13 protein-coding genes are annotated in these 12,204 nt (G+C 72.9%); 8 read left to right on the forward strand and 5 right to left on the reverse strand.

Going from position 1 to position 12,204, the window contains the following annotated elements:
* Window positions 1-55 precede the first annotated feature (55 nt).
* Genes AMPC_RS20030 through ygfZ form a run of 3 tightly spaced genes read left to right on the forward strand, consistent with a single transcriptional unit; the run spans window position 56 to window position 3,028 of the window.
* Entirely contained in the window at window positions 56-1,012 is a 957-nt protein-coding gene (locus AMPC_RS20030) for a hypothetical protein (RefSeq protein ID WP_248343365.1), read from the forward strand.
* A 23-nt stretch (window positions 1,013-1,035) separates the two neighbouring features.
* Window positions 1,036-2,082, forward strand: a complete 1,047-nt coding sequence (queG, locus tag AMPC_RS20035) for a tRNA epoxyqueuosine(34) reductase QueG (protein WP_248343366.1) — start codon at window positions 1,036-1,038, stop codon at window positions 2,080-2,082.
* Window positions 2,083-2,095: 13 nt separating this feature from the next.
* Window positions 2,096-3,028 carry a CAF17-like 4Fe-4S cluster assembly/insertion protein YgfZ gene (ygfZ, locus tag AMPC_RS20040; RefSeq protein WP_248343367.1) on the forward strand — a complete coding sequence of 311 codons (933 nt, stop codon included), beginning with the start codon at window positions 2,096-2,098 and terminating at the stop codon, window positions 3,026-3,028.
* 28 nt (window positions 3,029-3,056) lie between these two features.
* On the opposite strand, the gene AMPC_RS20045 is transcribed toward ygfZ, so the two are convergent.
* From AMPC_RS20045 to AMPC_RS20060, 4 genes are all read right to left on the reverse strand, one after another.
* On the reverse strand, window positions 3,057-4,277 hold the full coding sequence (locus AMPC_RS20045) for a glutathione-independent formaldehyde dehydrogenase (protein WP_248343369.1): 1,221 nt from the start codon (window positions 4,275-4,277) through the stop codon (window positions 3,057-3,059).
* A 274-nt stretch (window positions 4,278-4,551) separates the two neighbouring features.
* On the reverse strand, window positions 4,552-5,040 hold the full coding sequence (locus AMPC_RS20050) for a peroxiredoxin (protein ID WP_248343370.1): 489 nt from the start codon (window positions 5,038-5,040) through the stop codon (window positions 4,552-4,554).
* 105 nt (window positions 5,041-5,145) lie between these two features.
* Window positions 5,146-5,559 carry an NUDIX domain-containing protein gene (locus AMPC_RS20055; protein ID WP_248343371.1) on the reverse strand — a complete coding sequence of 138 codons (414 nt, stop codon included), beginning with the start codon at window positions 5,557-5,559 and terminating at the stop codon, window positions 5,146-5,148.
* The gene (locus tag AMPC_RS20060) at window positions 5,553-6,407 is read right to left on the reverse strand and encodes a 3-hydroxyacyl-CoA dehydrogenase family protein (protein ID WP_248343372.1); all 855 of its coding nucleotides are present in this window, start codon (window positions 6,405-6,407) and stop codon (window positions 5,553-5,555) included. The genes AMPC_RS20055 and AMPC_RS20060 overlap by 7 nt, the downstream gene beginning before the upstream one ends.
* Before the next feature lie 310 nt (window positions 6,408-6,717).
* On the opposite strand from AMPC_RS20060, the gene AMPC_RS20065 reads away from it, so the two are divergent.
* On the forward strand, window positions 6,718-7,173 hold the full coding sequence (locus AMPC_RS20065) for a hypothetical protein (RefSeq protein WP_248343373.1): 456 nt from the start codon (window positions 6,718-6,720) through the stop codon (window positions 7,171-7,173).
* 17 nt (window positions 7,174-7,190) lie between these two features.
* Window positions 7,191-7,634, forward strand: a complete 444-nt coding sequence (locus tag AMPC_RS20070) for a thiol-disulfide oxidoreductase DCC family protein (protein ID WP_248343374.1) — start codon at window positions 7,191-7,193, stop codon at window positions 7,632-7,634.
* A 12-nt stretch (window positions 7,635-7,646) separates the two neighbouring features.
* Here AMPC_RS20070 and AMPC_RS20075 read toward each other — a convergent pair whose 3' ends face one another.
* Window positions 7,647-8,570 (reverse strand): zinc metalloprotease HtpX, encoded by a 924-nt coding sequence (locus AMPC_RS20075; RefSeq protein WP_248343375.1) that lies wholly within the window; start codon window positions 8,568-8,570, stop codon window positions 7,647-7,649.
* A gap of 162 nt (window positions 8,571-8,732) precedes the next feature.
* Between AMPC_RS20075 and AMPC_RS20080 the strand changes: the two genes are divergently transcribed.
* The 3 genes from AMPC_RS20080 (at window position 8,733) to AMPC_RS20445 (ending at window position 12,093) form a co-directional block, all read left to right on the forward strand.
* Window positions 8,733-10,784: a DNA topoisomerase VI subunit B gene (locus tag AMPC_RS20080; RefSeq protein ID WP_404800623.1), complete on the forward strand. Its 2,052-nt coding sequence runs from the start codon at window positions 8,733-8,735 to the stop codon at window positions 10,782-10,784.
* A gap of 12 nt (window positions 10,785-10,796) precedes the next feature.
* Window positions 10,797-11,891 (forward strand): DNA topoisomerase IV subunit A, encoded by a 1,095-nt coding sequence (locus AMPC_RS20085; RefSeq protein ID WP_248343377.1) that lies wholly within the window; start codon window positions 10,797-10,799, stop codon window positions 11,889-11,891.
* Window positions 11,892-11,964: 73 nt separating this feature from the next.
* The gene (locus AMPC_RS20445) at window positions 11,965-12,093 is read left to right on the forward strand and encodes a hypothetical protein (protein WP_256466089.1); all 129 of its coding nucleotides are present in this window, start codon (window positions 11,965-11,967) and stop codon (window positions 12,091-12,093) included.
* Window positions 12,094-12,204 lie beyond the last annotated feature (111 nt).

Genomic DNA, 12,204 nt, shown 5'->3' on the forward strand with positions numbered 1-12,204 from the left:
AGCCGCTATTCTCGCCCGCCTTTTCGGGCCCCCGCCCTCCCTGGAGAACCTCGACATGGCCGACCCCACCGGACCCTCGCCCCTGGCCTACTGGCTCGAGGAGGCGCTCACGAGCTGGATCCTGCCGCTCGCCGCGCTCGCGATCGCCGTCATCGCGGGGCTGCTCTCCTTCGCGGGCGTCCTCTCGGAGCAGGCGACCGGAGCGGTGGTGGTGGTGGCGGCGCCCTTCGCGGCGGCCTTCTTCATGCTGCGCCCGCTCGGCGAGGGCGGGCACTCCTCGCTCGCGCGCGGGCTCGTCGCCGCGGCCGCGCTCGCGACGCTCGTCCTCACCGCCTGGCCGGCCCTCTCGGCGGTGGCGCCCGGGGAGCCGCTCTTCCGGGGCGAGCTCGCGCGAGAGGGCGACGCGATGGCGCTGCCGGACGGCTTCTCCGGGAAGGCGCGGCTGCTCGTCGCCGGCCCGCTGCGCCAGGGCGGCGAGCCGCAGGTGAGCTTCGGCATCTCCGGCGCCGCCGAGCCGGTGGACGGCAAGCTCGAGCGCACCTTCAGCACCGCGCGCGTGGGCCGGAGCGGGCGCGCCCGGGTCGCGCACGACCACACCGCCGACTGGTTCGAGGCCTCCATCCCGCCCGGCACGCGCGAGCTGAAGCTCACGCGGCTCAACGGCCAGCTCGCGGGGCCGCTCCTGGTGGCGGGCTACCGCGACCTCCTGCCGCACGGCCTCCTGCTCGCGCTCTGCGCGGCGGCGCTCCTCCTCGCCGCCGCGGCCGACGCGCGCTTCGGGCTCAAGGGCAACACCGCGGTGGCCTCCGGCATGTCCCTCTCGTTCGGGCTCCTGGTCGCCTTCAACGCCACGCCGAGCGGCGCCGTCGGGCCGGCGGTGGGCGGCGTGGTCCTCGGCGCCATCGTCGGCTCGCTCGCCGGCTGGATCGCGGAGCTCGTCATGCGCCGGCTGGTGCGGCCCGAGCAGCGGCTCGCCGCGAAGAAGAAGCGGCCGGGCGCGGAGGCCGCCTAGATGCCTGGGTGGGAGCACTGAGCTTGGCCGCGCTCGACGCCGCCTTCGTGAAGCGGGCCGCGCTCGAGTGCGGCTTCCACAAGGTGGGCGTCGCCCGCGCCGATCCGCTCGATCCCCGGCCGCTCGACCGCTTCCTGGCGCACGGCTGGCAGGCCGACATGGCCTGGCTCGGCGCGCAGCGCGAGGTGCGGCTCGACCCGGCGAAGCTCCTCCCCGGCGCGCGGAGCGTGGTGGCGCTCGCGGTCGGCTACGCCGTGCCGGGCCTCGTCGGGCCGGAGGAGGGCTTCGGGCGGGTGGCGCGCTACGCCCGCGGCCGCGACTACCACGCGGTCCTCAAGAAGAAGCTCAAGGCCTTCCGCGCGCGGCTCGCCGAGCGGGACCCGGAGGCGCGCACCTTCGCCGGCGCCGACCTCGGCCCGATCATGGAGAAGGCCTGGGCGGCCCGCGCCGGGATCGGGTGGGTGGGGAAGAACGGCTGCCTGCTCACCACCGATCTCGGGAGCTGGGTGCTCCTGGCCGCGCTCATCATCGACCGCGAGCTCGAGCCCGACGCTCCGCACCCGGAGCGCTGCGGCTCCTGCGCCGCCTGCCTCGACGCCTGCCCCACCGGCGCCATCCCGGAGCCGGGGTTCGTGGACGCGCGCCGCTGCCTCTCGTTCTGGACCATCGAGCGGCGCGGCGACGTGCCCGCCGAGGTGGCCGCGCGGCTCGGCCCCTGGGGCTTCGGCTGCGACGACTGCCAGACGGTCTGCCCCTGGAACCTGGCCGCCGGCGAGCGCTGCGACCCGGAGCTCCTGCCGCGCGAGGGGCGGGCGGCCCTCGACCTCGACGCGGTGCTGCGGCTCACGGAGGAGGAGTACCGGGCCCGCTTCTACGGGACCTCGCTCGCGCGGGCCCGCTACGAGGGGCTCGTGCGCAACGCCGCCCTCGCCGCGGCGCAGGCGGGCGACGCCCGGCGCGTGCCGCTCCTGCGCCCGCTCCTCGCGAGCCCGTTCGAGGGGGTTCGCGCGGCGGCCCGCTTCGCCCTCGCGCGGCTCGATCCCGCCGCGGCGGGGCCGGGACCGGACTAGGATGCCTTTCGCCATGACGCTCACCGAGAAGCTCGCCGCCGCTCGCGCCTGCGCCGCCGTCGCCCCGATCTCCCGGCGCGGGGTGCTCCGCTTCACCGGCCAGGACCGCCAGGACTACCTGCACCGGATGCTGACGCAGGACGTCGCCTCGCTCCGGCCCGGCCAGTCGGCCTACACCGCCGTCCTCGAGGCCAAGGGGCACCTCGTCGCGGAGGGCTTCCTCCTCGTGCTCCCGGAGGCGCTCCTGCTCGCGGTGGATCCGGCCGCGCTCGCGGGGGCGCGGGCCCACCTCGAGAAGTTCGTGATCATGGACGACGTGGTGGTGGAGGACGCCTCGGAGGCCTTCCGGGTGCTGACCGCGCTCGGGCCGTCCGGCGTGGAGCGGGCGCGCGCGCTCGCCCCGGAGGCGCCGGCCATCGCCGAGCCCCGCCGCGGCGCCCCGGCCCTGGACCTCCTCGTCCCGCCCGAGGCGGCGGAGCGGCTCCGGGCCGCGCTCCTCGAGGGCGGGGCGGCGGCGCTCGACGAGGCCGACCTCGAGGTGCTGCGCGTCGCCGCCGGCGTGGCGCGCTGGGGCGCGGAGCTCGACGGCAAGCGGCTGCCGATGGAGGCGGGGCTCACGCGCGCCGCGATCCACTTCGGCAAGGGCTGCTACCAGGGGCAGGAGATCGTGATCCGCGCCACCGTCCGCGGCCACCTGCAGCGCGGCCTCGTGGCCCTCGCCCTCCCGCCCGGCGCCGCGGCCGGCGCGCCGCTCACCGCGGACGGGCAGGAGGTGGGGCAGGTGACGAGCGCCGCCGACGCGCCGGAGGGGCGCATCGGCCTGGGCTACGTTCGCCGGGCCCACTGGAAGGAAGGCGAGCGGCTCGGCTGCGCCGGGGGCGAGGCGACGGTCACGCGCGTGGTGGTCGAGGACGGGCTGCCCGTCGAGCGGGGCGCGCCCTGCTGACCGGCGAGCGCCCGGCGCGGTGGCGCGTTCAGCTCGCCGCCGCGCCCGCGCCCGCCGCGAGGCCCGGCTTGATGAGCACCTTGGTGTACCCCGGCTCGCGGCGGTCGAACTTCTGGTAGGCGTCCGGCGCCTCGCTGAGCGGGATGCGGCGCGAGACGATGAAGCTCGGCCGGGCGCGGCCCGCGATGATGAGGTCGCGCAGGAGCAGGCTGTAGGCCCGCACCGGCGTCTGCCCCATCCCGAGCTGGATCCCCTTCTGCCAGAGCTGACCCCAGGGCAGCTGGAACTCGCCGTTCTGCGCGGCGCGCCCCTTGGCGCCGGGGTCCTGCGGCAGGAACACGCCGATGAAGCCGAGGTGTCCGGTCGGGTTGATGATGTCCACGAGCTGCTCGGTGAGGGACATCGGGGACTCCTTGCTCGGGTCCTCGAAGTCCTTCGCCTGGTAGCCGACGGCGTCGATGCCGCACATGACGCCGGCCATCTTCTCCTCGCCCCGCCGCATGGCGCCGCGCACGAGCGGGTTCTGCATGCGGATGTTCCGGATCTGCTCCGCCGGCGGCCCCTTGGTGAAGTCGATGGGGATGGCGCCGATCCGCTGCGCCTTCTCGAGCCGCTCCGGGACGGCGTCCACCACGTACACCTCGGCCGCGCCGCGGATCATGGCGCTGTACGCGGCGAGGAGCCCGACCGGTCCGGCGCCGAAGATGGCGACGGTGGTGCCCGGCTTCACGTTCGCGAGCTCGGCGGCGTGGTAGCCGGTGGGGAAGATGTCGGAGAGGAGGAGGAAGTCGTCCTCCAGCTCGTCGCCCGGCGTGCCCGGCAGCTTGATGCAGTTGGCCTCGCCCCAGGGCACGCGCAAGAGCTCGGCCTGCCCGCCGCGGTAGGGTCCCATCCCCACGTACCCGTACGCCGCGCCGGCCGCCTCGTCGTTGGTGACGAGGCAGGCGTTGCTGTAGCCGCGGGCGCAGTTGAAGCAGGTGCCGCAGGAGACGTTGAAGGGGAGGACCACCCGGTCGCCCTTCTGCAGCTGCTGGACCGCGCTCCCGACCTCCTCGATCACCCCCATGTTCTCGTGGCCCATCACCACGCCGGGCTTGGCCGCGGTGCGCCCCTCGTACATGTGCAGGTCGCTCCCGCAGATCCCGGCGGTGCTGATGCGCACCAGCACGTCGGTCGCGCTCTCGATCCGGGGATCGTCCACCTTGTCGACCGAGACCTTGCCCGGCCCCTTCCAGACGACGGCTCTCATCGCGTTCGCTCCTCCATGCGGAGGAACGTCGTCACTGGACGGGGCGTTTGGCCCGGCCGGCGCGCCCCCTCCCTGTCCCTCCCCCGCTGCGCGGGAGAGGGGAAGAGGGGCGCGGGGTGGGCCGGTCGGGACCTCGAGCCGCAGCCTGAGCGCGCGGCGCTCCCTCCCCGCCGGATCGCGCGGCGCTCGGTCCCCGCAGGATCGCGCGGCGCTCCCTCCCCGCCGGGCGGGGAGGGCGGGGGAGGGGCGGCCAGCGGCCCCCGACGCCGCTCTCTCAGCGCCCCCGCATCGGGCAGGAGGTGATCGCGCCCGCGGGGTCGATGGCGTCCGACCCGCTGCGCACCTCCTTGACCATCCCGTCCTGCGCCACGACGTAGGTGGCGCGGTTGGCGAGCCCGACCACCGGGATGGTGCCGCCGTACTGCCTCGCCACCTTGCCGCCGTCGTCCGAGAGGAGCGGGTACGGGAGCTTCAGCTCCTCCTTGAACTTCTTCTGGTTCTCGATCGAGTCGGTGGAGATGCCCACCACCTGCGCGCCCTTCGTCGCGACGTCCGCGTACCGGTCCCGGTACGCCGAGAGCTCGCGCCGTCAGCCGGGGGTGAAGTCCTTCACGTAGAACGCCAGGATGACCGGCCCCTCGGCGAGCAGCTTCGAGAGCGTGACCGGCCGCCCTTCGGTGTCGGGCAGCGTGAAGTCGGGGGCCTTGTCGCCGGCCTTGAGCGGGGAGGCGCCGAGGAGGATGGCGAGCAGCGGGGCGGTCATTCCCTGGCTCTAGCGCCGGGCGGGGCGGGACGCACGACTCTCGCGGGCCCGACGCGTTCACCCGCCGTGTCGATGCGCGTCGCGGGTCCGCGGGCGGCGGGCGGCTCAGCCGCGCAGCTTCTCGTACCGGCTCGCCAGGAGCGCGATCTCGTCCCGGTGGTAGAACCCGGTCTGGTCGGGCAGCTCGCCCACGGGCCGGGCCGAGTAGCCGGAGAGGGGCGGGTGGGGCTCCGGCTCGCCGCCCGAGACCGCGCCCGCCAGGACCAGCGCGAGGTGCCAGTCCGGGCCGACCTGGTGCTGGCGGGTGCCGACCACCTGCACGTCCTCGAGCTCCAGGCCGAGCTGCCCGGCGAGGACGCGCGCCGCCGCCTCGCGCGGCTGCTCGCCCTCGCGGAGGAGATCGCAGGGGAGCCACCAGCGTCCGAGCTGGGCCTGCCCGAAGAAGCCGCCCATCACCTCGGCGACGAAGACGCGCCGGGCCTCGAGCAGCAGCGGCAGGACGTCCACCCGGATCACCATTCGTAGAACCCCCGTCCCGACTTCTTGCCGAGCTTCCCCTCGGCCACGAGGCGTCGCAGGATCGCGGGGGGCTCGAAGCGGGCGCTCCCGAGCTTCTGGTGGAGGTACTCGGCGATGGCGAGGCGGACGTCGAGGCCGACGAGGTCGGTGAGCCGCAGCGGGCCCATCGGGTGGCGGTAGCCGAGCTCCATCGCCCGGTCGATGTCGGCGGCGCTGGCGACCCCCTCCTCGAGGAGGCGCATCGCCTCGAGCCCGAGCGCCACGCCGAGCCGGCTCGTGGCGAACCCCGGCGAGTCCCGCACCTCGATGGCGGTCTTGCCGAGCCGCGCGGCGAAGGCGCGGGCGGCCTCGACGGCGTGGGCGGCGGTGTCCGGCGCGCGCACGATCTCGAGGAGCTCCATCACCGGCACCGGGTTGAAGAAGTGGAGCCCGAGGAAGCGGCCCGGCTGCGGGAGGCCGGCCGAGAGGTCGGCGATGGCGATGGAGCTGGTGTTGCTCGCGATGAGCGCCGAGGCGCGGCAGAGGCCGGCGACGCGCGCGAGGAGGGCCCGCTTCAGCGCGAGGTCCTCCGGGACGGCCTCGACGACGAGGTCGGCGCTGGTGACCGCCTCCTCGAGATCGGTGGTGACGAGGATGCCGTCGAGGGTCCGCTGCTTCTCCGCCGGGGTGAGGCGCCCCTTCTCGAGCGCCCGCTCGACGCCGTCGCGGATGCGGGCGACCGCCCCGTCGAGCGCCTCCTGCCGCTCGTCGCAGAGCCGGACGGAGAAGCCGGCCAGCGAGGCGACCTGGGCGATGCCGTGCCCCATCGTCCCCGCCCCGATCACCGCCACGTTCTCGAGGTCGAACATGCTGGCGTCGCTCCCCTCTGAAGCCGGTCCCTTTCCAGCCTTAGCGCTCCGCCCCCGCGCGTGGCAAGGAAAGCCCGGATGCGGGAAAAGGCCTACATTTCGCGACCTGCGGGGCCGGCGGACCGGAGGCGGCCGGGGCGGCACCTCTCCCCTCGGCGCCGCTCGCCCCTCCCAGGGCCGGCGCGTCGCCGGCCGGCGGTGAGAGAATCCCGGTCCAGCCGGCGCGCGGCGGGTGAATGCCGGCCGGGCCGGGTTCGTCGGAACGGGGACGGGCCGAAGTGGTAGTACAGCGGGAAGGGGAACGGACGACATGAACAAGGTCATCGCTTTCTTCGCCGTGGTGGGGGCGCTCTCGCTCGCGGGGTGCGGCAGCGAGGCCGCGAGCTGCTCCGGGCCGGTCACCGAGCCCGCGCCGCCGGCCAACAAGACCATCCAGTCCTGCACGCTCCAGACCGGCGCGCAGGCGACGCTGCACGTGCAGCTCTGCCCGTCCTGCGCGGACACCAACCCGCACTGCCAGGCGGAGTTCAACGGGAGCGCGCTCGAGGTGAACACCACCTTCTACACGTGCGACGAGACCCGCAGCTGCGCCGAGACCGGCTCCTGCGGCTTCCAGTTCAACAGCGTGACCTGCAGCATCATCGGCAACGTCCCGGCGCCGGGCGCCTACGACGTGCAGATCATCGGCGACAAGGCCGGCAACTTCATCTCGGCCGGCACCGTGCAGGTGGTGGCCGCGTCGGGCTCGACGAGCTGCAGCATCTAGCGGCCGGCGGGTGAACCTTGGCCGGGCCGTCGGTGCCCGAGGCGCTCCGAGCCGCGCTCCCCCAGGGGACGCGGCTCGTGCTGTATGACGGCGAGTGCGGCCTCTGCCGGCGGTCGGTGCGGTGGCTGCTGGCGCGCGATCCCCGCGGCCGGCTCCGGTTCGCGCCGCTGCAGGGCGAGACCGCGCGGGCGCTCGGGGTGGCCCCGCGCGAACTCGAGACCGTGCTGCTCGTCGAGGTCGGCCCTGGCGGCGCGGCGGCGGTGCACGAGCGGAGCGCCGCGATCGCCCGCGCCCTCGGCGCCCTCGGCGGCGGGTGGGCGCTCGCCGGCCGGGCGCTGCGGCTCGCGCCCCGGCCGCTCGCCGACGCCGGCTACCGGCTCGTCGCGGCGCACCGGCACCGGCTCGGGCCGGCGGCCTGCGCGCTGCCGGGCCCGGACGAGCGGGCCCGCTTCCTGCCCTAGCGGACCGCGCCGCTACGCGTAGCGGACGCCGCGGCGCATCTCGCGCAGCCGGCGCACCCGCTCCTCGATCGGCGGGTGGGTCGAGAGCAGGTTCATGATGCTCGCGCCCATGCCGTGGAACGGGTTCACGATGAAGAGGTGCGCGGTGGCCGGGCCGCCGTACTCGTAGGGCTGCACCTCGTTGCCGCGCTCGAGCGCGAGAAGCGCCTCGGCGAGCGGCTCCGGGTCCCCCACCAGCTCGGCGCCCGAGGCGTCGGCGCCGTACTCGCGGGAGCGGGAGACGGCGAGCTGGATCACCATGGCCACGAGCGGCGCCAGGATGGCCCAGGCGAGCATCTCGAACATGCTGCCGCCGCGGTCGTCGTCGCGGCGCATCCCGCCGAGCATGGCGCCCCAGCGCACCGCGTAGCCGAGCGAGGAGATGAGGCCGGCCACCGCGGCGGCGATGGTGGAGATGAGGATGTCGCGGTTGCGGACGTGGGAGAGCTCGTGCGCGAGCACGCCCTCGAGCTGCCGCTTGTCGAGGAGCCGCAGGATGCCCTCGGTGACCGCCACCGCCGCGTGCGACGGGTTCCGGCCCGTGGCGAAGGCGTTCGGGGTCATCGAGGGGATGACGTAGATGCGCGGCATGGGCATGCCGGCCTTGCGCGTGAGCCGCTCCACGATCTCGTACACGTCGGGGAGCTGCTCGCGGGTGGCCTCCTGCGCCCGGTGCATCATGAGCGCGATGCGGTCGGAGAACCAGTAGGAGACGAAGTTGAAGACGAGCCCGATGCCGCCGAAGAGCAGCATCCCGCCCCCGCCGCCGAACGCGTACCCGCCGATGGCGAGCAGCGCGATGAGGAAGCTCATCAGCAGCGCCGTCTTGAAGTAGTTGCGGCCGACCCCCATCGAGCGGGGCATGCCGCGGACTGCAGTCGCTTCGTCCCAGGCCATGCGCGCAACATAACCAGCCAGGGGGCCGGGTCAAACGCCAACCGGCGGCCAGGCGGCGCGCCGGCCGTCACGCGCCCGTCACACGGCGAAAGGAGGCCCGCGATCTCGCGCGGTTGGCCCTTCCGTGCTAGATGCGAGACCGCGATATCGCAGAGGTGGGAGATGGGCGTGAAGAGGTCCAAGGCGGAGCGGGTGGCGGGGCGGGGCGACGACGTGCTCCCGGGGCAGCTCGAGCTGGTCCCGGGGGGCGGCGGAACGCGGAAGCGGGCGTCCGAGAAGGTGGTCGTCCCGGTGGCCCGCTCGCCCCGGAATGCGGCGGCCGAGGTGGTGGAGGAGCCGGCGGTGGAGGCCGCGCCGGCCCCGGCGCCGAGGCAGAAGCGGCGCGCCACCGCCGAGCAGATGGCGTCGAAGCAGCGCGAGATCTCGATCTCCGAGTTCTTCACCAAGAACCGGCACCTGCTCGGCTTCGACAACCCGTCGAAGGCGCTCCTCACCACCATCAAGGAGGCGGTGGACAACTCGCTCGACGCCTGCGAGGAGGCCGGCATCCTCCCGGAGATCACCATCGAGGTGCACGACCTCGGGTTCGAGCAGGCCGGGAAGGCGGACTCGGAGCTCACCAAGGGCGAGGGGCGCTTCCGGGTGGTGATCGAGGACAACGGCCCGGGCATCGTGAAGGAGCAGGCCCCCAAGATCTTCGGGAAGCTGCTCTACGGCTCCAAGTTCCACCGGCTGAAGCAGAGCCGCGGCCAGCAGGGCATCGGCATCAGCGCGGCCGCCATGTACGGCCAGCTCACCACCGGGCAGCCCATCGCGGTCACGAGCCGCACCGGGAAGGGCAAGCCGACCCACTACTTCGAGATCCAGATCGACACCCGGAAGAACAACCCGGTGGTCACCCGCGACGACAAGCTCGCCGAGTGGCACCAGGAGCACGGCACCCGGGTCGAGCTCGAGATCGTCGCCAACTGGCAGCAGGGGCAGCGGTTCGTGAACCGCTACGTCGAGCACACCGCGCTCGCGAACCCGCACGCCACCGTCCACTACGTCCGGCCGAAGCAGCAGCGGCTCAGCTTCCCCCGGGCCACCGACGAGCTCCCCAAGGAGGCGGCCGAGATCAAGCCGCACCCGCACGGCGTGGAGCTCGGCTCGCTGATGCTCATGGCGGCCGAGTCGAAGAGCCACGACGTGAAGGGCTTCCTCACGAGCGCGTTCAGCCGCGTCTCGCCCATGGTGGCGGACGAGATCCTGAAGCGCACCGGCTGGAAGAAGAAGGTGCGGCCGCGCGACCTCGCCGAGGACCGCGATCTGGCCGAGGGGCTCCAGAAGGCGATCCAGGCGACGAAGATCATGGCGCCGCCCACCAACTGCCTCTCGCCCATCGGCGACGCCCTCATGAAGAAGGGGCTCGTCTCCTTCCTCTCGGTCATCGAGACCGAGGGGCCGGAGGAGGACCAGCAGCTCGACCTCGACCAGGCGGCCAAGAAGAAGGCCTCCAAGAAGGAGAAGCAGGCCAGGGCCGAGGCGCCGCTCGTCCCCGACGCGCCGCCGGAGGAGGGGGTCGAGAAGATCAAGGGGCACAACTACTTCATCGCCACCGTGACCCGGCCGCCCAAGGTCTACCGCGGCAACCCCTTCCAGGTGGAGGTGGGGCTCGCCTACGGCGGCAGCTGGCCGGCCGACAAGTCGATCGAGCTCTTCCGCTTCGCGAACCGCGTGCCGCTGCTCTTCCAGCGCGGCGCCTGCGGGGTCACCGAGGCGGTGGTGAAGACCGACTGGCGCAACTACCTCCTGTCGCAGCCCAAGAACTCGCTGCCGGTCGGGCCGATGGCGCTGCTCGTCCACATCGCCAGCGTCTGGGTGCCGTTCACGAGCGAGTCGAAGGAGGCGGTGGCGCACTACCCGGAGATCATCCGGGAGATCCAGCTCGCGGCGCAGGAGTGCGGCCGCAAGCTGGCGGCCCACATCCGCAAGCGGCAGCACGCCGACTACGAGGCCAAGCGGCGCAGCCTGTTCGAGCTCTACATCGAGGAGGTGGCGCAGGCGCTCGGCAAGATCACCGGCAAGAGCCCGCTGCCCATCAAGCGCGACCTGGTGAAGGTGGCGCGCGAGGTGACGGCCACCGAGCTCGAGGAGCAGGACCGCGAGCTCGAGGAGGCCAGCGAGAAGACGAGCAGGCGCCCGCGCCGGCGCAGCGACGAGGAGGCGGAGTAAGGCATGGCACGCATGGACGCAGTCTCGAAGCAGACCGCCGCCAAGATCGAGAAGCTGGCGGAGGCGGTGATGCGGACGGTGAAGGGGGGCAACAACCCCTTCGTCGAGATCCCCATCCGCAGCCTCGCCAACGTGAGGTGGAGCGAGAAGAAGCGGCTCGTCGAGCTCGGGAACCAGCGGCAGAAGCGCTACTTCTTCAACGTCTCGATGGCCAAGAAGTTCATGCAGACGTTCCTGGTCTCGGACGCCTGCAAGGAGCTCGTCGAGTCCGGCAAGACCACCAGCATCCGTGACCTGTACTACGTCACGAAGCACACCATCGGCGACACGAAGCAGAACACCTTCGAGGAGCAGGACGAGTCGGACCCCATCATCGAGGACCTCGAGGTGGCGCTCGACTCGCTGCGCGAGGAGCTGCACCTCTTCGCCTCGCGCAAGGGCTCGATGGTCGGCCCCATCACCATCCGCGACTCGGGCGACACCATCGACCTGCGCCGCATGGGCTCGGGCGGCTGGGCGGTGCCCTCCATCGTGGAGGAGAACATCATCCAGTTCGTCCGCCACGAGGCGAAGTACATCCTGCTCATCGAGAAGGACGCGGTCTGGACCCGCTTCAACGAGGACAAGTTCTGGAAGCGGGAGCGGTGCATCATCCTCCAGGGCGGAGGCCAGCCGCCGCGCGGGGTGCGGCGCCTCGTGCAGCGACTCCACTCGGAGCTGAAGCTGCCGGTCTACGTGCTCGTCGACAACGATCCCTGGGGCTTCTACATCTACTCGGTGATGAAGCAGGGCTCCATCAACCTGGCCTACGAGTCGATGCGGATGGCGGTGCCGGACGCGCGCTTCGTGGGGCTCTCGTCGTTCGACAAGCAGAAGTACAAGCTGCCCGACAACGTGGCCATCAAGATGGACGACGGGGACAACGCCCGGGCGAAGCAGATGCTCGCGTACCCCTGGTTCAAGCACGCGAAGTGGCAGCGCGAGATCGCCGAGATGGTGAGCTCGGGGATGAAGTACGAGCTCGAGGCGCTGTCGCGCCGCGGGATCAGCTTCATCACCGAGGAGTACCTGCCGAAGAAGCTCAAGGACCGGGACTGGCTCGAGTAGCGGGCGCGGTTGACGCGGCGCGCGGCCTGACTAGACTGCGCGCCACCTCAGGAAACTTTCAGGAGAAACCCCAATGGCCGTCCAGCGCACCAACCGCAGCAAGAAGAAGGTCTCGAACCGCAGCAAGCTCAAGCGCACCGCCGCCAAGCGGAACCGCAACCTCGGCCTCAAGCGGCGCCGGTCGGCCAAGAAGGCGAAGTAAGCCAGGTCCGCGTGGCCGCCCCTCCCCCGCCCTCCCCGCGCGGGCGGGGAGGGAGTGCCGCGGGTCATCTCGCCAGCACTGCGTGAGGAATCGCGGGGTCACCCTCTCCCG

Source organism: Anaeromyxobacter paludicola (assembly GCF_023169965.1).
Taxonomy (GTDB): Bacteria; Myxococcota; Myxococcia; order Myxococcales; family Anaeromyxobacteraceae; genus Anaeromyxobacter_B; species Anaeromyxobacter_B paludicola.